The organism is Pelagibius sp. 7325 (assembly GCF_037652055.1).
GTDB lineage: Bacteria > Pseudomonadota > Alphaproteobacteria > Kiloniellales > Kiloniellaceae > Pelagibius.
The window spans coordinates 13,702-34,935 of record NZ_JBBKAH010000002.1; the positions used below are offsets into that span (position 1 = coordinate 13,702).

General features: G+C 59.3%; 21 protein-coding genes and 1 pseudogene. 14 read left to right on the forward strand and 8 right to left on the reverse strand.

The window, feature by feature from the left end; genetic code table 11:
* Positions 1-89: 89 nt before the first annotated feature.
* From WDC82_RS01970 to WDC82_RS01980, 3 genes are all read right to left on the reverse strand, one after another.
* Entirely contained in the window at positions 90-3,254 is a 3,165-nt protein-coding gene (locus tag WDC82_RS01970) for a multidrug efflux RND transporter permease subunit (protein WP_340115575.1), read from the reverse strand.
* 4 nt (positions 3,255-3,258) lie between these two features.
* The gene (locus WDC82_RS01975; protein WP_340115576.1) at positions 3,259-4,317 is read right to left on the reverse strand and encodes an efflux RND transporter periplasmic adaptor subunit; all 1,059 of its coding nucleotides are present in this window, start codon (positions 4,315-4,317) and stop codon (positions 3,259-3,261) included.
* Between the two features lie 440 nt (positions 4,318-4,757).
* Entirely contained in the window at positions 4,758-5,096 is a 339-nt protein-coding gene (locus tag WDC82_RS01980; protein ID WP_340115577.1) for a hypothetical protein, read from the reverse strand.
* 371 nt (positions 5,097-5,467) lie between these two features.
* On the opposite strand from WDC82_RS01980, the gene WDC82_RS01985 reads away from it, so the two are divergent.
* From WDC82_RS01985 to WDC82_RS01995, 3 genes are all read left to right on the forward strand, one after another.
* Positions 5,468-5,806 (forward strand): hypothetical protein, encoded by a 339-nt coding sequence (locus tag WDC82_RS01985; RefSeq protein ID WP_340115578.1) that lies wholly within the window; start codon positions 5,468-5,470, stop codon positions 5,804-5,806.
* 344 nt (positions 5,807-6,150) lie between these two features.
* The gene (locus tag WDC82_RS01990) at positions 6,151-6,729 is read left to right on the forward strand and encodes an AraC family transcriptional regulator (protein WP_340115579.1); all 579 of its coding nucleotides are present in this window, start codon (positions 6,151-6,153) and stop codon (positions 6,727-6,729) included.
* 402 nt (positions 6,730-7,131) lie between these two features.
* Entirely contained in the window at positions 7,132-7,764 is a 633-nt protein-coding gene (locus WDC82_RS01995; protein WP_340115580.1) for a response regulator transcription factor, read from the forward strand.
* Here the strand turns inward: WDC82_RS01995 and WDC82_RS02000 are convergent.
* Positions 7,721-7,906 carry a hypothetical protein gene (locus WDC82_RS02000; RefSeq protein ID WP_370661522.1) on the reverse strand — a complete coding sequence of 62 codons (186 nt, stop codon included), beginning with the start codon at positions 7,904-7,906 and terminating at the stop codon, positions 7,721-7,723. The two genes, WDC82_RS01995 and WDC82_RS02000, sit on opposite strands and share 44 nt — an antisense overlap.
* 441 nt (positions 7,907-8,347) lie before the next feature.
* Here WDC82_RS02000 and WDC82_RS02005 point away from each other — a divergent pair, with 441 nt between their 5' ends.
* Positions 8,348-8,719 carry a response regulator gene (locus WDC82_RS02005; RefSeq protein ID WP_340115582.1) on the forward strand — a complete coding sequence of 124 codons (372 nt, stop codon included), beginning with the start codon at positions 8,348-8,350 and terminating at the stop codon, positions 8,717-8,719.
* A gap of 477 nt (positions 8,720-9,196) precedes the next feature.
* Here WDC82_RS02005 and WDC82_RS25165 read toward each other — a convergent pair whose 3' ends face one another.
* The 4 genes from WDC82_RS25165 to WDC82_RS02020 form a co-directional block, all read right to left on the reverse strand.
* Positions 9,197-9,589: a PQ-loop repeat-containing protein gene (locus tag WDC82_RS25165; RefSeq protein ID WP_367576121.1), complete on the reverse strand. Its 393-nt coding sequence runs from the start codon at positions 9,587-9,589 to the stop codon at positions 9,197-9,199.
* 107 nt (positions 9,590-9,696) lie between these two features.
* On the reverse strand, positions 9,697-10,074 hold the full coding sequence (locus WDC82_RS02010; RefSeq protein WP_340115583.1) for a cytochrome c family protein: 378 nt from the start codon (positions 10,072-10,074) through the stop codon (positions 9,697-9,699).
* Positions 10,075-10,119: 45 nt separating this feature from the next.
* Entirely contained in the window at positions 10,120-11,880 is a 1,761-nt protein-coding gene (locus tag WDC82_RS02015; protein ID WP_340115584.1) for a GMC family oxidoreductase, read from the reverse strand.
* A 12-nt stretch (positions 11,881-11,892) separates the two neighbouring features.
* Entirely contained in the window at positions 11,893-12,666 is a 774-nt protein-coding gene (locus tag WDC82_RS02020) for a gluconate 2-dehydrogenase subunit 3 family protein (RefSeq protein ID WP_340115585.1), read from the reverse strand.
* 640 nt (positions 12,667-13,306) lie between these two features.
* On the opposite strand from WDC82_RS02020, the gene wrbA reads away from it, so the two are divergent.
* From wrbA to WDC82_RS02070, 10 genes and pseudogenes are all read left to right on the forward strand, one after another.
* Entirely contained in the window at positions 13,307-13,942 is a 636-nt protein-coding gene (gene wrbA / locus WDC82_RS02025; RefSeq protein ID WP_340115586.1) for an NAD(P)H:quinone oxidoreductase, read from the forward strand.
* 384 nt (positions 13,943-14,326) lie between these two features.
* Positions 14,327-14,638, forward strand: a pseudogene (gene trxA / locus WDC82_RS02030) (thioredoxin); the annotation flags it as partial.
* Between the two features lie 6 nt (positions 14,639-14,644).
* Positions 14,645-15,136 (forward strand): peptide-methionine (R)-S-oxide reductase MsrB, encoded by a 492-nt coding sequence (msrB, locus tag WDC82_RS02035; protein WP_340116939.1) that lies wholly within the window; start codon positions 14,645-14,647, stop codon positions 15,134-15,136.
* Complete coding sequence (gene msrA, locus WDC82_RS02040; protein WP_340115587.1) at positions 15,120-15,638, forward strand: peptide-methionine (S)-S-oxide reductase MsrA; 519 nt, start codon at positions 15,120-15,122, stop codon at positions 15,636-15,638. The genes msrB and msrA overlap by 17 nt, the downstream gene beginning before the upstream one ends.
* A 46-nt stretch (positions 15,639-15,684) precedes the next feature.
* Entirely contained in the window at positions 15,685-16,644 is a 960-nt protein-coding gene (locus tag WDC82_RS02045) for a YeeE/YedE thiosulfate transporter family protein (RefSeq protein ID WP_340115588.1), read from the forward strand.
* Between the two features lie 569 nt (positions 16,645-17,213).
* Positions 17,214-17,762, forward strand: coding sequence for a cytochrome P460 family protein (locus WDC82_RS02050; protein WP_340115589.1), 549 nt, complete (start codon positions 17,214-17,216; stop codon positions 17,760-17,762).
* Positions 17,763-17,916: 154 nt separating this feature from the next.
* Entirely contained in the window at positions 17,917-18,369 is a 453-nt protein-coding gene (locus WDC82_RS02055) for a carboxymuconolactone decarboxylase family protein (protein WP_340115590.1), read from the forward strand.
* A gap of 25 nt (positions 18,370-18,394) precedes the next feature.
* Positions 18,395-18,817, forward strand: a complete 423-nt coding sequence (locus WDC82_RS02060; RefSeq protein WP_340115591.1) for a cupin domain-containing protein — start codon at positions 18,395-18,397, stop codon at positions 18,815-18,817.
* A 692-nt stretch (positions 18,818-19,509) separates the two neighbouring features.
* On the forward strand, positions 19,510-20,478 hold the full coding sequence (locus WDC82_RS02065; protein ID WP_340115592.1) for a carbon-nitrogen hydrolase family protein: 969 nt from the start codon (positions 19,510-19,512) through the stop codon (positions 20,476-20,478).
* A 283-nt stretch (positions 20,479-20,761) separates the two neighbouring features.
* Positions 20,762-21,232 (forward strand): hypothetical protein, encoded by a 471-nt coding sequence (locus WDC82_RS02070; RefSeq protein ID WP_340115593.1) that lies wholly within the window; start codon positions 20,762-20,764, stop codon positions 21,230-21,232.
* Positions 21,233-21,234: the final 2 nt, after the last annotated feature.

The window sequence follows — 21,234 nt, forward strand, 5'->3', positions numbered from 1 at the left end:
CCTCGCGTGCCCTTGAGGAGCCGGTAGATCCGACACAACAACGGATCGGATTAGTCGGCCGGTGGCAGCCTGGCGGCTGCCACTCTGGCCTACTCCGTTTTGGCTGCCGGCGGGACTGCCGGGGATCGTCTCCGGCGAACGACGAGTCCTCGCACTACGACGTAGAACACTGGCGTGAATACCAAGCCAAAGATGGTGACGCCAAGCATTCCGAAGAAGACTGTGATGCCGAGAGATTGGCGCATCTCTGCACCAGCACCCGACGCAATGGCGAGTGGCACAACTCCAAGAATGAAGGCGAAGGAGGTCATCAGGATCGGGCGCAGGCGTGTGCGCGCCGCCTCGACTGCGGCGGCGAAACGGTCCTGCCCCTCGGCCTCGGCTTGGCGCGCGAATTCAACGATCAGAATGGCGTTCTTCGCCGCAAGACCGATCAAAACTACGAAGCCCACCTGAGCAAGGATGTTGACGTCCATCCCGCGCAGCAGCAGGCCGCTGACCGCCGCCAAGAGGCACATCGGTACGATCAGAATTACTGCTAGAGGAAGTGACCAGCTCTCGTACTGCGCCGACAGAAGCAGATAGACAAAGATCGCCGCGGCGACGAACACCAGGAGGCCGGAATTGCCAGCCAGCTTCTCCTGCAGCGCCAACTCGGTCCACTCAAAGGCGAATCCATCGGGCAGTTCGCTCGCGGCCAGGCTCTCCATCGCCGCCAAGGCCTGGCCGGTCGAATGCCCGGGCGCAGCTGAACCCTGCAGTTCGGCCGCCGGATAGAGGTTGTAACGCGGCACACGATAAGCGCCCGTGCGGTCCTGGAACGTGGCCACCGCGCCGAGCGGTACCATCTCACCCGCGTCGTTGCGCGTCTTGAGATTGCCAATGGCATGCAGGTCCTGGCGGAACTGTCCATCGGCCTGCGCCGTGACGCGGAACGTGCGGCCCAAGAGGTTGAATTCATTGACGAAGGACGAGCCGAGGTAGATTTCCAGCGTCTCGAAGACGCGGCTCGCCGGCACCCCCAGGATCTCCGCCTGGACGCGGTCTATGTCGGCGTAGATCCTGGGCGTTCGGGTATTGAATAGCGAGTACAGGCCGGCGACGTCGGTCGATTGCGCCGCGGCCTGCATCAGTTGCTGTACTGCAGCCTCCAGCGCTTCAGGACCGCGACCGCGCTGGTCCTGAATCATCATCTTGAAGCCACCGCCGGTACCGATGCCGCGCACCGACGGTGGCCGGATCGTGATGATGAAGGCATCCTGGATTGTGCTGAGGCGCTTCATTATCTCGGCCTGTATCTGATCCACCGTAATTCCTGCTTTGGCGCGCCATTCAAAGCTCTTCTCGACCACAAAGATGCCGCCTGCGTTCGATGCATTGGTGAAGGTGGCGCCGTCGAAGCCCGCAAAGGCTGCCAGCGTCTGTACGCCCGGCACCTGCAAGATCTCCTTCGCGGCTCGGCGTGCCACCTCGTCGGTGCGAGCCAATGACGCACCCGGCGGCAACTGCAGCACGGTAATCAGGTATCCCTGATCCTGCTCTGGGATGAAGCCGGTGGGGGCACGTCCGAACTGCCAGCCGGTCAGGCCCAGGAGGCCGACATAGACCGCGAGCACAACGACAGTGAGACGAACCAGACGAGCAGTCATTCGGCCATAGAGCGCAGCAAGCCAGTCGAAACTCCGGTTAAAGCCGTTGAAGAAGGCGACGAAAGGCCGCGCAAACACAGAAGGTGCCGTATGCGCCTGGTGCGGCTTGAACAGGATGGCGCACAGTGCTGGGCTCAGAGTCATCGAGACAAAGCAAGAGATCAGTGTTGCCGCCGCGATCGTCACGGCAAACTGCCGGAAGAACTCGCCGGAGATGCCCGGGATGAACGCTGCCGGCACGAACACTGCCGACAGCACGACGGCAATGGCAATCAGTGCGCCACCGACTTCGTCCATTGTCTCATGCGCGGCGTCGCGCGGACTCATGCCTTCGCGCAGATTGCGCTCCACATTCTCGACCACGACAATAGCATCGTCGACCACTATTCCGATCGCTAGTACGAGACCGAACATCGAGAGGTTGTTCAGCGAATAACCCATCGCCGCCAGGACAGCAAACGTGCCGACCAGCGATATCGGAATGGCGACAATCGGGATCAGCGAGGCGCGCCAAGACTGTAGGAATAGAACGACAACCAGCACAACCAGCACGACGGCCTCGAACATCGTGTGCACCACGGCGTCAATCGACTGCTGAATGAACTCCGTTGGATTGTAGGTAATATCGTAGCGGAGCCCGGGTGGAAATGACTTGACCAGTTGCTCCATCGTGGTCTTAACGCGCGCGGCCGTCTCGAGTGCGTTAGATCCGGGGCGCTGAAATATCAATAGCGGCAGGGCCTCGCGTTGGTCCATGTAGCCATTGGTGGTGTAGTCCTGGGCGGCCAACTCGACCCGACCGATGTCGCGCACACGTGTCACTCGGCCGTCCGGGTCGTTGCGCACAATGATCTCGCCAAACTGCCGTGGATCCTGCAGGCGGCCCAACGCCTCGATATTGAGCTGGAAAGCAGCTGCCTGCGGCACCGGCGGCTGGTTCAGCACACCAGCTGCAACCTGCACGTTCTGGCTGCGCAACGCCGCCACTACCTCGCCGGCGGTCAGGCCACGAGCGGCGATGCGGTCCGGATCGAGCCATATGCGCATAGCGTAGTCGCGGGCGCTGAACACCCGCACGTCGCCGACCCCGTCGAGCCGAGCCAGCACGTCTCGGATCTGCAGGGTGGCATAATTCGAAATATAGAGCAGGTCGCGGCTTGTATCGGGTGAGCTGAGATAGATGACCATCATCAGGTCTGGGGAGCTCTTGCGCACTGTCACGCCGATACGGCGCACCTCCTCCGGCAAACGCGGCTCCGCGATAGAAACGCGGTTTTGAACCAGGACCTGCGCGGTGTCGAGGTTGGTGCCGAGCGCAAAGGTGATCTGGATCACAAGCTGCCCGTCACCGGTCGCCTGACTTGAAAGATAGAGCATATTCTCGACGCCATTGATCTCTTGTTCCAAAGGCGTCGCCACGGTTTCACTGATCACCTGGGCGGAAGCGCCAGGATAGGTGGCGCGCACCTCGATGGTGGGCGGGGCCACTTCCGGAAATTGAGATACTGGCAAGGTGAGGTAAGCAGCTGCGCCGATGATCGTTATCAGGATCGACAGGACGCTGGCGAAGATCGGATGATCGATGAAGAAGTGCGTAAGGCGCATGACGTCATCCCGGCCGCAACTCGCCGGCCCCTCTTATTTCGCCAGTCTGCGGGGTGACTTTGCCGCCTGCGCGCACCCGCACCAAGCCGTTGATAACGACCATATCGTCAGGCGCCAAGCCGGCACGGATGATGCGCAGCCCGTCATACATTGGGCCGGGCCGAACCACTTTCGGGGTCACAGTGCCATCAGCGCCCACCGTCATCACGATCTTCTGTGATTGGTCGCTCAGAATGGCGCTGTCGGGAACCAGCAGTGCCATGTATGGCTCCGACCCAGGCAAACGGATGCGGCCAAACTGGCCCGGGGTCAAGAAGCCGTCGGGATTAGGAAATACGGCGCGAATGCGGATTGTGCCAGCACTGCGATCGACCTGGTTGTCGACAAAATTGAGCTGACCCTCGCGTGGCCATTCGGGTTCGTCGCGCAGACGCGCAAAGACCGGAACCGCATCGCGGGTCGACTGAAGTTTACCATCCTGCACGGCCCGCTGATATACTGTGAAGTTGGCCTCACTCATATCGAACGAGAAGTAGATGGGATCAGTAGCGACGATGGTCGTGAGCAGCGTGTTACCGCTGCCCGCTTCGCCATTGACCAGGTTACCGTCGCTGACCTCGCGGCGACCGATGCGACCGCCAACTGGCGCCAGTATACGGGTAAACTCTAAGTTCAGCTCCGCGGTACGCACAGCCGCCCTGCCAATCTCAACCGCTGCCTTTGCAACGCGTTGCTCCTGCACGCGCTCGTCGTAAACGCTGGCTGCTACAAAATCGCGTTCACGCAGCTTGCCTGCGCGAGCGAGCTGATTATCTGCAAGTTCGACGCGCGCCTCGGCCTGCTTAAGCAGGCCACGGGCTGACGCCAATGCAGCTTCGAACGGCCTTGGGTCGACGACAAAGAGCAGATCGCCTTTCTTGACGATCTGCCCTTCTTCGAAGTGGTGAGATTGCAGATACCCGCTGACACGGGCACGAAGCTCGACATACTCGAATGCTGAGAATTGGCCCGTGTACTCGTCGTACTCAACGACTTCTCGCTGCAGCGGTGCTGAGATGGTCACTGTCGGCGGCGTCTGCGCGATGGCGCTGGCGTTGCCTATCGAAAGCGACAGAACGATTAGTGTCCAAAGTACCGTTCGCTGTGCAGTCCGACCAAGGCGCCAGGATACTTTCAAAAGCGGACTGGACTCGTCAGTCCTGTGCACCGATCTCATGTGGGTCACGGGAAGCCGCCCTCCAAACGATCAAGGTCTTGCTGATCGCGCGTTTGTTTGGAACAGCCTACCCTCACACTTACCGGACTTTCCGGATTGTGCAAATTCGCTCGGAATTGTCTGCTTGTGACACAACCTCGACATTCTTGATTCCGCCCCCTTTACTGACTGTGCCCTGGCTCAGGGCCACTGCGGATCGATGTAAGGGTTCTCGCCCGGCCAGTGGGTCAGCTTCCCTCTTAGAATTGCCAGCCCTGGCTTGGCCTACTGTAACTCTCTTCTTTTTGTCAGTTCGCGCTCCACCATGCCTCATAGTGTGGGGCACCTTCAGTTCGGCAATCTCCCGTAGTATAGCTCTGCAGAATGGTGCAGTAGTGAGTGAGGGTGACTACGGCGTAGCCGCGACAGGAGTTGAGCCTGACCCATGCGTTGATCCGGTAGTTATTTGCGGATAGGCCACCACCCCGGCTGTGAACGACCTGCATCGACGTGACCTGCTCGGGGCGCACGTCAGCCCGATTCAACGCTTCCTGGATGCGGTTCTCGCATTCAGCGGCCGCTGCTGGAGCAAGGGGCAGCGCGAGCGTTACCCCAATTGTCGCTGTCACAAGCACCACCTGCGCCAAGGCACATCTCCCCGGAGCGGGGCGATATCCACGCGATACAGTGTCTGCTATCGGTAGCGCGACTCGGGTCTGATGATCACTCAGCCTCGTCATGGATCTTGCTCCTGCTGCATTTATGGCGATACGGCAATATCAGCAACAGTGGATCGAGCTATCGGTAGCGTCTTTCAAAATTTCGCTGTCATTGGGCCCCCTATATCGTCCCCGCAGATCGGTGACCTGCTTTGAATCGTGGTGGATGTGCCAGCGACGAGCGCTTTGTCCAATACGCCGCTCGGGAGATGGGTAAGCCTTCTTCTTTCTCAAGTGAGCAAAAGGGCTCTTCATCGCCACGACTCTTATCTCGGAGGCAAGCCGCCAGGAGGCTAAGAATGAATACCAGGTCCCCGATCCGCAAGTACGCCATCTGCGCTGCATCCAGTCTGCTCATGGCCACCGCCACCGCCACCGCCTTTCCGGCAGGTGCCACACCCGGGAATGACCTTTGCGGCAAGCGCCAGGTCATAACGCAGCAGCTACTTCAGAAATACAAGGAAAGCACCGTCGGATTGGGGGTCACTAGCCAGGGCCGACTGATCGAGGTGCTGACCACAGTCGACGGAACAACCTGGTCAATAATCATGACGACACCCGAAGGAATAACCTGCTTGGTCGCCGCCGGAGAAGGCTGGCGCACCAAGACCCTGTCCGCCTTCGGGCCGATGCTATAACTCGGTTCGAACTTCGATTGGGACGTATCTGGTTTACCCACGGCTACCAGCAGGTCCTGGGCCCCGGAAACGACGATCTCGGAAAGAAGAAGAGATGCTGTTGCTTTCAGGCGAAGCCGACAGGCCTCATGCGCGCAAGGACCGACAGTGCATTAGGGAAACCTACGACTGCCAGGGCTGCTGATCATACCTTGGTATAGATAAGCACCCCAATGGCGTACCGTTGTTGCCGCAAGCAGAATTGGCTCACCTACCGCAATGGCCGAGAATGCAGGTGACGGCGGAGGTCTGCCCACCAATGGATTGCCGCCCGAAAAGAGGCGAAATTGCCACGCGAGTGATCCATGCTTCGCCAGCCAATAAGCTTCTGCGGCAACGAGTTCAGCGCAAACATCGGCCGCAACGGTCGTCATAAGGCTGTCGCCGCACTGCTGGAAGACGCTCTCAGAGACCTGGCAGTCGATCACGCAGCAGCCAAGCGATGCATTGAAGAGGCCGCAGCTATACTAAGCGGACAGATCGATAGCCATTCCCCCGGTATGGCAACACAGCCCAGTATAGCCCGCGGTGGCCTTGCGCCCTGGCAGATCAAGCAGTTGCATGCCTACATAGCAGAGAATCTTCCATTGCCTATCGCCCTCGAGGACCTTGCTGCGATATGTCGGCTGAGTGTGAGCCACTTCTCTCGGGCGTTTAAAGCAAGCTTCGGTGAGTCGCCCCACAGCTACATCATGCTGCGACGCATCGAGGAGGCGAAGCGTTTGATGCTCGTGAGCGATGAGCCATTAAGCCAAGTGGCCCTTGCCTGCGGCTTTGCCGACCAATCACATTTCTGCCGAAGCTTCCGACGTGCAGAAGGGGCTAGCCCAAATCTCTGGCGCCGGGCGCGCGCCTTCGGTCCGGTCACTGCGATGGCTGGATAACCGGTCCGCGATCGCGTTCGATCAAGACAGGCCTTCAGGCACTGTTGAAGACCCACCCAGAATGAGGTGCGCCGCCACTGCGGTGGCGGCTATGCTTTCAGCATCGCCTGTCAACGCAGAACTGCTGCTATTAGTTGATTTTCTGTAACCTTCTTCCCGCCGCCAGTGTTCATCCCCATCACTCTTTTGCGATTATCGTACAGGCGTCAAGTTTCGGCTTGAAAAAGAGATGATATTCGCATCGGCCGGTGTAGAAATATGTCGCGCCTGTATGACTGTCCGAAGCTCAATCCGACAGCCAAATCAAGCACCCATCGCTATACTTGCGGTTGAAGACGTGATTGCTGTCATTTGGTGCGGGACGTGGGTTCTTCCACGCTATCTTCGGGAGGAGTCTGTGAGATGCTGCTCCAGTCGGATCAGAAGGCCATCGTCCACATAGTCGACGACGACTCCTCAATTCGAGAAGCGTTACAGGACTTGTGCCGCTCAATAGGGATCGAGACCCGGGGATACGCCACCGCGCAAGACTTCTTTGCCGCAACAGTTGCGGACACCCCCGGCTGCCTCATCATCGATATTCGCCTGCCCGACATGAATGGCCTCGATCTTCAGGCGCAGCTGACACGGGCGGGGGTACGCTTGCCAGTAGTGATGATGACTGGATACGGCGACGTACCCATGTCGGTGCGGGCTATGAAATCTGGAGCGGTAGACTTTCTCCAGAAGCCATTTAAAGACCAGGACATGCTCGATGCCGTGTTGGCGGCCATTGAACGCGATAGGCAGCAGCGCGTCGCTCATCACGAAGTAATGCAAGTACTGGAGCGGTTTGGCACTCTATCGGCGCGCGAGCGGGAGGTGATGCAACTGGTCGCGGCAGGTAAGCTGAACAAACAGATCGCGAGCGTTCTCGGCATCAGCGAAGTCACCGTCAAGATTCATCGTGCTGCAGTTATGCGGAAGATGGGCGCCAAAACCCTGGCAGACCTTATTCGAATGTCCGACGTCGCCTGCTCTGAGCCACAGCCATGACTGACGTCCACTTGATTGATTCCTTCATGCCACCGGCAATCGGCAATGTGAAATGATAGACGGCGCCGTTTGGCGCAATTGCCGTCGCCCAAAGGCGACCGCCATGGGCTTCGACAATTGAGCGGCTGATCGACAACCCCATGCCCCGGCCCTCGGGACCGCTCGAGCTTCCGGCAAAGGTAATTGGTCCCACAGTAACGCGTCCGCCGAGAGCCCCTTAGGTACTCTTCCGGTTGGCACTTGACGCCCTTAGAATCCAGATCAAAAGGCATCCACCACTGCTCCCTGCGCCTAACCTCGGGCCGCAGCACGCGGGAGGGTAGCGGTCTACCAGCAGCAATCGCCGGCGGCACTAAACTCTTAACCGCAAGTGAATTTAGGTCCGAATTGTTGAGGCGTATCTAGCTGCGGCCCAGGGGGTTGAGCGACGGGTGAATCCGAAAGCCGTAGTCGACTAACACCAACGTATGGGTCGGCGGCCACCCTCCTGCGGCAGTACCATGCTCTGGTGGAGCATGGGCCGTTTGCGCCAGCTCTCGGCAGACCAGAGGTTTAGGTAATCTATTTTCATGGTGCTTGCTAAGTGGCAGCCGCAATCATAGGCGTCGTCGATGACGACAAGGGTATCCGCGCCGCGCTCGACGATTTGTTGCAGTCAGCCGGGTTCCGCGTTGTCACGTTCTCTTCAGCCAAAGCCCTTCTCAGTTCGGTTTGCCTCCCTATGCTAGCCTGCCTCATCCTAGATCTTCATATGCCAGGCATGGATGGCTTGACTCTCCAGCGTCACCTGGCCGATGCGGGATTCCGAGTCCCGATCATCGTCCTCACGGCCCTTGGTGACAGCGAAATCCAAGCACGGGCGCTGGACCAAGGTGCCGTGGCGTTTCTCACGAAACCGATCGACAGCGAGCTGATCTTGGCCGCGGTCACGCGCGCGATCACAGGCAACTTTTAGCGCTTGCCGGATCTGCTCATTTGCGCCAGGTGAACGCGAGTAAATCCCCACGCTCGCGTTGTCGCATAATCCAGCAAAATGCAGTGTTTCAGTAAAAGACGTCGCACTCCGCTTTCTCCATCCTGTTGCATCACCTAGTGGCCGGAGCAGTTGCAGACCCATCGTCTCCGGTGAGTGCATTGGTTCCCCGTATCCTTCGTCCACCCCGCTACCCCTGATGTGGTCCTTCCCCCCAAGTCCACATGTCCTCCCTGTCCCGGGTAGCGCCACTGAGGCAGTCTGGTCCATACAGGTCCAGACTGCCTCTCTTTGCTCGAATGGAAGGATAAGCCTTATTGAAAGGGCGCTGCGGCGGCAGAAATGCGGCCGATCATGAGCCGCCGTCTAGCCACACCAGCATGATGCTGAGCGCTCGCCGGCCTGGAGTTCACGTGCGCCTCTTGCACAGGTCGGAAAATTGGACAATGGACTTCTAGGCTAGACCGACTCCTCTGTCCTCACGAGGCGACTCCGTTGAGGCTCGCCTCCGTGCTCTTCGCATCGCTGGCCCCTGTACCTGATGCAGAAGTAAAGGATCAATGCCCCCGCTGCCGCCTGATAGCTCTGCAGAGATATAAAGACTAGATCCTTCCTCGCAATTGAGTAGGTAAGAAGCAACAACGCAGAAGCCACCCACATGAGATATGCTCTAGCGCTCAAACCCGCGGAACAGCGCTCCTTGATCAAGTGTGTGACTTGAGGCAAATAGGCCAATGCTGATAACGTGATGGCTGCGAAACCGAGCCACTCGATTGGAACGCTCATTTTGCCTCCGCGGCATAGTCTCGCCCCCGACTCGGGTGGGGCCGGTTGATTCGCGCCTGGCGTCATCACGACGCAACGCTATGCTCTTAGCCATTGGATCTGAAGCTGACGGCCCTGGCGCCCTAGACTCTCAGCGCAACCGGGTGACTCTTCGCGTTCTGGGTGCGTGGCAACTATTTCAGCGTATTAAGGTACGCAATGAGGTTCGCGCGATCCTCTGCCTGCGGCAGGCCGGAGAATGCCATGACGTTGCCCGGAATGAACGCTTTGGGCGCGACCAGGTACGCGTCTAGCGTGGCATCATCCCATACCACCATCGCGCCTTTCATCGCTCGGCTGTAGCGGAAACCTGGCGCCGAGCCGGCTTGGCGCCCTATGACACCGGCCAAGGTCGGGCCCACGCGTTTTGTCCCGTCCGTCGAGTGACAAGTAGCGCACTTCTTGAATACCTGAGCGCCTGCCTGGGCGTCCTGGGCCAGGGCGGAGCCACTGGCGCCACTTGCTGCGAACAGAATCACGATCGCCAGAAGACTACGCACGAATACTCTCATTACAGTTCTCCGTTCTTCGATCCGTCACCTGCCGCACAGCCCAGGCTAGAGCGCTCGCGGGCGCTCCACATAGCTGTTGAGGTCGTCCCCGAGCCTCAGTGCGAGCGCGCCCAGTGGACCGGTCGGGTTGTATCCTGAGTTGAAGGGGTAGTTCGACGCGCCGACGACAAACAAGTTCTCGGCGTCCCAATGCTGGAGATGGGGGGACACGACACTGGTATGAGGATCACTTCCCATGATCGTGCCACCCGTGACATGCGTAGTCTGATAGACGCGCGTATCGAAAGGACCCTTTCGGGGGTTCGCCGGACCTACAATCGTTGCGCCACTTGCCCTGGCGATCTCCTCGGCCTTCTTCGTCACGTACTGCGACATGCGTAGCTCGTTCTCTCGAAAGTCGATCGTCATCCTCACAAGGGGTTGGCCATAGGCATCGCTATAGGTCGGATCGAGGTCCAGGTAGTTCTCGCGATGCGAGTACCAGCTACCATGCACGGACAGAGGAAAAGCGTGCGCATACCAATCTGCGTTCGCCCGCTTCCACTTCGCGCCCCATTTGGGTGTTCCTGGGGGGACGAGTCGCGACGTGATTGGTCGTCCGTTGGTGACGTTGGCGTAGATGTAGCCGCCGCCGAAGAACCCTAAGCCGGTGTGGTCGAAGTTGTCCTCGTTGAATTCGTCGATGCAGGTCTGCGACGCGCCGGCGGCGAGAAATGGGTTTATCCATCGGTCCTTGAAGAAGAGGTTCACGCTGGACATGGTCTGCAGACAGAAGTTCTTACCCACGACCCCATCGCCGGACTTCGGATCATAACGCTTTCCAATATTCGACATCAGGAGATACTTGGTGTTGGACATGGTGAACGAGGCCAGCACCACGACATCCGCCGGTTGCTCGTACTCCTCGCCCGTCGTGAGATCGACATATCGGACGCCGCGTACGCGCTTGACGTCGTGATCGTAGTCCACCCCGAGCACATGGCTATGTAAACGCAACTCAAAGTTCGGTCGACCAAACAGCAGCGGATAAAGCAGAACCAGTGGACTCGCCTTTGCGTTTGCTTCGCAGATAAAGCGCTCGCAGTGACCGCAGTACTGGCACTCTCCAAGCTGCATCCCATCCGGATTTGTGTATGCGTTTGGCGAGTTGGCAGCCGGCATGGGAAATGGCTTGTAACCAAGCTTCTCCGCTGCGCTTTTGAAGATGAGGCCCGCTTCGGTCATCTGGAGAGGCGGCTGCGGGTACTCGTTCGCACGGGGCGCTTCGAAAGGGTTGCCACCCGGCTGGATTTTACCACCCAGGTTGCCCGCTCTGCCCGCTATGCCGAACAGCTTTTCAAACAGATCGTGATAAGGCTCGAGTTCGGCGTAGGTCACCCCCCAGTCCTGAACCGTCAGTTCTGGCGGAATAGCCGACTTTCCATAGCGATCCTCGAGCCGCGTGCGCAGGATGGGATCGTACTCCATCCACCGCCAGGTCTGCCCGTTCCAATGATTGGCCCCTCCACCCATGCCTTCGCCAGGCAGAAACGCTTCCAACCGGCGCGCTGGCAGAGCATGCTCTTCGATCGAATGCCGCATTGTGTAGGTTTGCACTGACCAGTCCTGCACAAGCCCGGCCCGAACGCTCCATCGCAGCTCATCGCGCTGATTGGGCAGGCTTGACTCTGCCGCCCGGGTTCGGTTTGAACCCCGCTCGAGAACAACCACGTCGACATTCTTTGCGGTCAGCTGACGCGCGATGAGTCCCGCGGTGAATCCGCCACCGCAAATCACAACCGTGCGCTTTCTAAGCTTCGTGACCATAGCCGGGCCTTCCTATGAGAAATCGACGATCGACAGGGGATCCCGGGCGCCCGGATAGGGCTTGCCGCGATACTCCACCATGTCCTGTGTGTGCAAGGCAGGCAGGCCGGGATAGCCAACCATCCTCCAGAAGACCTTGTCCTGGTTGCCCCCGTAGATGGGATCCGCAAAGCACGCCTGTACGAACAGGGGATAGACGACCTCCTCGAACCACATCGTCAGGGACATACGCGGGTCCGTGATCGCGCCGGCGGCCAGCTCCAACAGAAAGGCATCCGCGTCTGGCGCCGCCAGGTCTGCGAAATCGGCGCCAAACTTCCGCCTTGCCGCATCGTTTGCAACTGCGATACCGACCTTAAAAAACTGCTCTGGCGTCAGCGGGAGTTGGTATCCATGTTGCGGCTTTCCCTGCACCCAGGGGCCGCGCATATAGAGCCGCTCTCCCTTGCCGTAGCCACCGGCCAACTGCCGGTCGATGAAAACCGCCAGTCCGCAGTCGACGCCACCGGGGGTCAGTTCGTCCGCAGGACACATGACGTTGACCAGGGTCTCGACGAAGGCCGCTTCGTCAGGACCCAGCGATTGATAGCCCTGTATGCCGGGCCCTAGGCCCGCTGCATTGCCTGTATCGGCATTGCCCTGCGCATGAGCGCTGAGCGGTACAGCAACCATTGTCGCCGCTCCCACTGCTGGCACGAACGGCGCACTACCCGCGAAGGTCGCCGCTTGTTTAAGGAAGCGTCTGCGGGATTCATTAGTCCAGGGAACAGGTGTCTCGTTGGCCACGACGGACCGCCCTCCTCTAGTGTGATGGTCACCGCCTCGATTAGCGCCCTGGACCATCGCACGCACTTTGAGTCGGCGCTTGTGCGAAACTGCGCAGAGTTGTCTCCGCGCGCCAGAACCGCCGTGCTTCACCGAACCCATATCGGAGAGCAAGGACGCGGAGTTGCTTGCGCGCGGGATTAGCACGGCATGGCTAGATCTACGAAACGGCTTCCGAGCATCATGGTCACATTTCCGGAAAACCGCGAACGGGGCTCCGTTTCTAAAGAGCGTGCGCACGGGATTCGACCCTGCTTAGCCGTACGGATTCCAATTAGCTGAATGGATCATTCAAATGATGGTCACTTCCATCAATCCGCCAAGCCCGGCGTTGCGCTAACTGATCAGCAGGAGTGGCGCAGCTGCGGGCCTCCGATCACCTTCTGAGGGCGGCTCTCCAGATCGAAGGCATCGACGCTCCAGTAGTCCACTCTATGCTCAGCTCCGTCAGGGCCCGCGACGCCCCTCTCGTTGGTCGCTTCCGCTCGATCATCGCGTGTTCCTCCTTGGGAAGCTGGTCGACGCACCGCGTATAGGGCCTCCTTAAAGTTCCTGCCGACCTGGAACGCGGAGCGGAGCGATTAGCATCGGAACCGATCACATGATTAAGATACTCGTGCTTTACTATTCGTCTTACGGTCACGTTGAGGAAATGGCGTGGGCCATCGCCAGCGGCGTTCGCGAGGCCGGCGCAATCGTCGCCGTCAAGCGGGTACCAGAGCTGGTTCCTGAGACGGTAGTTATTCGATCCGAGTACACACTGAACCAGGCTGCACCGGTCGCCAGCATCGCTGAGCTGGCCAGCTACGACGCCATCATCATTGGAACGCCCACGCGCTTCGGCAATATGGCTGCGCAGATGAGGAACTTCCTCGATCAGGTCGGTGACCTGTGGGCCCAGGATCTGTTTGTCGGCAAGCTCGGTAGCGTCTTCACTTCGACAGGAAGTCAGCATGGCGGTCAGGAACCCACGATTCTCTCGGCCCACATCGTGCTGCTGCACCTTGGAATGCTGATTGTTGGCCTGCCCTACAGCTTCAAAGGCCAGACGCGGATGGATGAGATCACCGGTGGCTCGCCCTACGGTGCCTCGACGCTTGCCAGCGACGGTATGGGCGGTGACCGGCGACCGAGCCGCAACGAGTTGAATGCTGACCGCTTCCAGGGCCGCCACGTCGCCGACGTCGCAATGTCTCTTGCGCGCGGACGGCGTCAGATTGAGCTCGAGCCGGCATGAAGTGGGTTCAGATGTCACAGCCGCTACAGCGCAGTCCAGCGCACAACAGCATGGCGATGATTCACGCGAGCCGAGAATCTGCTCGATTCGGATCGGCCATTGGCGCCCCTGCCTCGGCTCAGAGATGGCGCGTCCTCCGCACAACCTCGCTATCGAAGAGATCAGCCTGCGAAATGACGGCGGCCCGACCGGTAACGCCACGAAGAGTAACTTCCCCGGGGCCGATTGCGCGGGTGATGTGGTCGAGGGCGACTATCGCCGCACGTCTATTCCGACCACTGCCGTTGCTTTGGCTCCTCCCGCTTCCAAGCGGTATCCGTCCGATCTCGTCGGCCCCAAAGACGTGCCCCGTTTAAGTCGCCTCAAACGAATGGGAGCTATGAAATGAAGACCCGTGATGCTAAAGCGCCAATTCACATCGACGACAACGATTTTCACGACGCCGTCCAGAAAAGCGACCTTGTGCTGGTCGACTTCTGGGCGCCCTGGTGCAGTCCTTGCCGGGCCATCGGGCGCGTTCTGGAAGGACTCGCCAGTGACTACGAAGAAGCCCTTACTGTCGCGAAGATCAACGTAGACGAGAATCAGCGAATGGCCGAGGCGTTTGGCGTGCGAGCTATTCCGACATTGGTGCTATTCAAGAACGGTACTCCAATCGAAACTCTGGTCGGCGCCCAAACGCGTTCCTCTCTGATCGCCGCAATCGAATGCGCGCGAGGAAAGTACGCGAAGACCGACCAGGCGGTCGGTCAGCTGACACCGGAGCAGTACCGGGTGACTCAGCAGAATGGCACGGAAGCGCCGTTCTCGGGTGAATATTTGGACAACAAGGCTGCCGGAATCTACGTCGATGTTGTCTCTGGCGAGCCGCTATTCGCCTCGATCGACAAGTATGACTCCGGATGTGGCTGGCCGAGCTTTACGCGCCCCATAGCGCAGGAGAATGTCGTCGAGCGCTCGGACGACAGCCATGGGATGCGCCGGGTGGAGGTACGCTCCGGACAGGGCGACAGCCATCTCGGGCACGTATTTCCCGATGGACCGGCGGACGCGACCGGCCTGCGCTATTGCATCAATTCCGCGTCGTTGCGCTTTGTTGCGCTAGAGGAAATGGCTGCCGAAGGTTACGGCGCCCTCCTGCACCTTTTCGACGACGAGAGAGACACGGAGCACTTTGATGTCAAGCAAGCCTGATCGTGCGGTACTGGCGGGCGGTTGCTTCTGGGGTATGCAAGATCTGATCCGCAAGCTGCCTGGCGTAATCAACACACGCGTCGGATATACGGGCGGTGATACAGCGAATGCGACGTATCGAAACCATGGCTCTCACGCCGAGGCCATTGAAATCGAGTTCGACCCGCAACGCACCAGCTATCGCGACCTTCTGGAACTTTTCTTTCAGATTCACGATCCGACCACGCTGAACCGCCAAGGCAACGATGTCGGAACGTCGTACCGGTCAGAAATATTCTACGTCTCCGATGCGCAGCGCGATGAGGCGCTCCAGACAATCGACGATGTCAATGCCTCTGGGCTATGGCCCGGCCGCGTCGTGACGAAGGTCTCGCCAGCCGGCGACTTCTGGGAGGCCGAGCCGGTTCATCAGGACTATATCGCGCGTCACCCGCACGGCTATAGCTGCCACTTTCTACGCCCAGGATGGAAGCTGCCGCGGCGTGCCGGCACGACCGCCTGAGTGTGTCCAGCGACACCCCATTGCACCAAATCCGCTAGGTGACTGAATGAGCGAATTCTTCGGGAGGTTATTTGACCTGAACCTACCGGATCCGAACATGCCACTCTGGCCGGGGCTGGCTCTGCTCGGGGCGCTCGGCTTTGGCCTGGGGTTTGCGCTTAACCTCGGCTCGATCTGTACTGTATTGGCCACGTCCGAGCTGGTTCTAGAAAAGCGCCCCGCGCGGTTGCTTGCGCTCGTCGAGTGCGCCTTGTGGGCAGGCATCGCCTACGCGTTACTCGACTCGCCACCGACGATGGCAAACGGCTGGACACCTCTCGGTTACCTTGTTCCCGGCGCCGTACTGTTCGCGATCGGCGCCTATGTGAACGGCGCCTGCATACTCGGCTCTGTCGGCCATTTCGGCAACGGTGATATTAACTTCGGATTTACCTTCCTCGGTATTCTTGGCGTGCTCTACATAGGATCAATAGTCGACCTGCTTCCAAATCAGCCCCCGGCAAGTACCTCAGTGCCCCTTGGACAAATGCCTCTCGCAGTCGTACTCGCTGCCATTATCATGCTGCGGCTTGTCTTGTCGCTCCGAACCAAGGCAAACTTTTTGCGGTTGACGTTGTCGATGGGCTTAACTGCGATAACGTTCACAGCTTTGGCCATTCTCGCACCTCGATTCTCGATCACCACCTCCGTTGGATCGATCATTACTATACCTGTCGCGGGCGTCCTGATCTGCCTTCTCATCTTCGGTGGCAGCCTTGTCTCCGCAAGGATCCGTAAGCATCGCTTCCTCCTGCAAAGGCCCAAGATCAAATATGTCTCCCGGCGCATGGTAGGCGGTACTATGATGGGACTGGGCGCGTTACTTATACCTGGCGGGAATGACGAGCTCCTGATGGTGGGCCTCCCCATGGGCGCTTGGCAGGCCGGACTTGCCTACGCAGTCTTGGTAATGTCGCTCATCGCGCTGCTCGCAAAATTCGGATCGGCAGCTCATCCGCAGTCTTAGACAGGCGCCGCTTGTGGCGGTTTCGTCGGCCAAGCCGACGTGCTGCGGAACCAACGCGTGGGAATCATGTACGCGACCAGTTTCCTGGCCAATCCGTCCTTGTGCCGGCACAACAAAGCCACCGCCACGCTTGGTCAACGAACTGGCATAGAGAGCAAAAGCGCGCTCATTGCGAGCATAAGTTTCGCCGCAACGACATCAGGGGAGCGCTGGATGAAATTAGCCGCATGAAGGATCAAATCTGCGCGATTCTTCATATCAAACGGACCTGCGGCCACGAAACAATGGCGGCATGCAATACTTCACCCTCGACTCGATCCCTTTCGGATGGCGCTCGCAGCGGGAACAACACCCTGCTCCGGCGGCGCTCTTCAGCGCGCTCGCACTCTGCCCTTTGCTGCCGCGGTTGAAGCGCCTCAAAGCATCACACCGATACCACCCCTCTAACCTGTCGCCCATTTCGGCGCCACGGCAGATCCGACACCGCATGAAACTGGCACTCTGCGCCTCGATCCGGACCTCCCCAGCAACACACCGACCTTGGTGATATCATGAGAGCTCTATTCCTTGTGTCCTTGTTGCTTCTTGGCGTTCTCGCCATCACCGCAGCCCTTGCGCAGTCAAACTCAGCAATCGTTGCCTCTCCCCCTGAGGCGAATGCACGATTGCACGTGCCGAGTGTCGACTATCGCCGGGACTGGGTCCAGCTCGGTACCTTCTCTCTTCTTGCCGATGACCCTGAAGAGGGCGCCAAGGAATTCCACATTGTCTATACACCGCCGGAGAGTGTGGATGCTTACCTCAAAACGGGAGTGTTTCCAGACGGGACCGTGTTGGTCAAGGATGTCTTTGTCACGCGAACCGAAACGCTGACTACCGGCACTGCAAGTTATGCCGACACGCTCATAGGACGCTTCGTCATGGTCAAGGACGAGGCTGATCGCTATGCCGGCACTTCCCCGCTCTGGGGCGATGGCTGGGGCTGGGCTTTCTATGAGGGATCGGAAACCCAAACAACAGTCACGACCGATTATCAGGAAGACTGCCTTGGGTGTCACGAGCCGGCACGCGAGGACGACCTCCTGTACGTTCGGGGATATCCAATCCTGAAGCGCTAATCCGGGCCGGATCAACCAGCACTCGGTGTGCTTATGGTGCTTGCTGACGTGCTTATCGCGGAACCGAAATCGGGGGAAGGACTGATTCCTCTCGGCGGTCAGACCGTGCAGTCCCCAGATCGCGAGACCCATCTTTTATCTAGGAGATGTTCAGATGGCCCCACGCATGGATTACAACGCAGCGACACCGGCCGGTGTGAAGGCGCTCGGCAGTGTTTATGGCCATATCAGTCAGAGCGGGCTACCGAAAGCCTTGATTGACCTGGTGTATCTTCGAATCTCGCAAATCAATGGCTGCGCCTACTGCATCGACATGCATTCGCGGGACCTTCTGAATGCGGGAGTATCCGTCGAGAAGCTCATTCTTGTCCCAGCCTGGCGCGAAGGAGGCCCGTTGTTCGATCAGATCGAGCGCGCAGCACTCGCCTGGGCCGAGACAGTAACGCTTATCACCGAGACGGGTGTGCCTGACTCTGACTATGAGGCCGCCACCGCCGTGTTCGACCAAAAGCAGCTCGCCGACCTGACGATCGCGATCGGACTCATGAATGCCTACAACCGAATGGCCGTCAGTTTCCGTGCGACGCCGGCTGCGGCAAAGCAATAGCCAACCGGTACGAGGAGCATTCGCCATGATACGTGCCATATTTACTGCCGGGGCAGTCGTTCTTGCCGTCGCCTCAAGCCCTGTCTACGCAGAAGGCTCGCCCGCACTTCAGGAGACGGTCACTCCCGTCTTCGAGCGTGAGATACCAAACATCCGCGGGAAATCACTTATAGCCCTGGAGGTGGTGTACCAACCCGGCGGGGCTAGTCCGTCACACAGGCATGCGCAGTCGGCGTTCATCTATGCCTACGTTCTCTCGGGCGAGATTGTCAGCGCGGTCAACGACGAAACTCCACATGTCTACCGAGCAGGCGAAAGTTGGTTTGAGGAGCCCGGCGCGCACCACCGAGTATCCCGCAACGCCAGCGAGACAGAGCCGGCGAAACTGCTCGCGATCTTTGTTGTCGATCGCGGCGAGCGGCAGCTAGTGCTCCCGGACCCTGACTGACTGGAGTCCTGCTGGGAGCTAGCCGGCAAACGGAGCATGGCGGCAAGGTCGGTCACCCTCGAGAAGCCTCGCTACTGGTGTGATTCCCGCGGGCAGGCGCTCTCCTAAGAGACGGTGCCGCCGCGACAGTGGTTGTGGTTCGGCCGACTAATTGGTGCTTGGTGCCTTATAAAGGAGGTATGCATGGCCTCACTCTCGACACGTCTATCCCTCGGCTTCCTCGCCGGCTCTCTCTCATACCTTCTCTTCCAGGGCGCATTCGGCTCTGTCCTGTATGCCGCGCATGTCATACCGTCGCTGCCCTGGAGCCTCGCACCTGTGCCGCCATTCGACCTGCCGAAGAGCCTTTCTCTGGGATTCTGGGCCGGCCTCTGGGGCGTAGCTTATGCTCTACTCGAGCCACGACTCACGGCTCGCCTTGGCTGGGTATTGGGTGGGTTGGTTTTCGGCCTCGCTCCGCTAAGCGTATACTGGTTTGTCGTACTGCCTCTGAAGAATCTCGGTATTGGGGGTGGTTTCCATTCTTCGATGATGCTGATCGAGTTAGGATTTCATGCGGTCTTCGGGATTGGGTCGGCAATCCTCCTCAGGACTGGCTTCGTACTCATTCGACGAAAGTTGCGAACCTCGCCACGGCCGCTCTTCACACTGGAGGGCAAAGCAAAGTGAGTACGCTCGTTAGAGCAGCTGCTATGCAGCTTAACCCTGTTCTGTACAGCCGGCAGGGTACCGTCGAGAAGATAGTGAAGAAGATAGGCATCTTGGCGAGACAGGGCGTGCAGTTCGTCACCTTTCCTGAGGCCGTGGTTCCCTACTACCCATACTTCTCATTCGTGCAGCCGGCCTACGCTCTCGAAAAGGAGCATCAGCGATTGCTCGAACAGTCGGTGTTGATCCCGTCTGCCGAAACCCGCGCAATCAGCGAGGCTGCCAAGGCGGCCGGCATGGTCGTATCGGTCGGCGTAAACGAGCGCGAGGGGCGCTCGCTCTACAGTACACAGCTCTTATTCGACTCAGACGGGACACTTATCCAGCGTCGTCGCAAGATCACCCCAGCCTATCATGAGCGCATGATCTGGGGACAAGGTGACGCAACGGGACTCTGTACAGTCGACAGCGCCGTTGGTCGTATAGGACAGCTCGCCGGTGCGGAGCACAATCTGCCACTCGCTCGCTACGCGCTATTAGCCGATGGCGAGCAGATCCACTCGGCGCTATACCCCGGATCAGTGGCCGGCCCGCTGTTTGCCGAGCAATCGGAAATGAATATCCGCCAGCACGCTCTGGAAGGAGCTTGCTTTGTCGTCTGCGCTTCAGCATGGCTCGATGCCAAGCAGCAGTCTCAGATTATGAGGGACACGAACTGCTCCGTTGGACCGATTTCGGGCGGGTGCTTTACAGCCATTATAAGTCCGGACGGCCAGATCCATTGCGGGCCTCTCAACGGCGGCGAAGGTGAGGCGATCGCGGACCTGGACTTCGCTCAGATCGAATGCCGCAAGAGGCTGATGGATGCGGGTGGCCACTACAGCCGCCCCGAAGTGCTGCGCCTCCTGGTCGACCGGACTTCTGCGCCGCCTCTCCATGAACCCACAGCGCGGTCAAAAGTTGTCGCGCTCCGCACGGGTGTCGACGAACCGAGAGCTATCGAGATCCTTTAAGCGCCAATACTTGAGCCTCCTCGGGACCAATCCCTAAGCGCTGTGATAGTCGAGTCAGCACTGAAAAGCTCGATCCTGGTGACATGCCCATTCGTCAACATCGGTGCCGGCGCCCGCAACCTGACCGCCATGCCGCTCGTCAAGGGGCACAGCCGAAAGCGATGTATAGCAGAGTAGCGGTCGAACTAGCCTGATCTCCCTGCAGGCCAGAAGCCAATTTAGGCATTTTCCTTCAATTCTCCGCATGTCGTCCGACGGATAATTCCGGGCTATGGAGATTCCGATGTCTACCAGAACCCCTCAGCGCCTCGCCACCGGCTTCGCCGCCGGTTTCCTCTCCGTATTGGTCTTCTCCAGCGGGACCATCGCCCTCTACCACCTCGCCGGGGCGCCCGTGCCCTTCGCGCCCTGGAGTATGGCGCCAGTGCCGCCCTTCGGTGTACCGCAAACGCTCTCTGCGGCGTTCTTCGGCGGCCTCTGGGGCATCGCCTACGCCGCGATTGAACGCCGCCTGACGGCGAAGGTCGGTTGGTTGGCCGGCGGTGTCATCTTCGGACTCTTGCCGCTCCTGGTGTTGTGGTTTGTCGTGTTCCCGCTGAAAGGCATCCCGGTTGGCGGTGGCTTCACCGCCGGTGGCATACAGCTGGGCATCGTTCTGCATGCCGTCTTCGGCCTGGGCTTGGCGATCTTCTTCAGGATCGCCCGACGTCTCGCAAAAAGTCATCTCTCTGCAAATGAAAGGGAAGCGTCATGAGA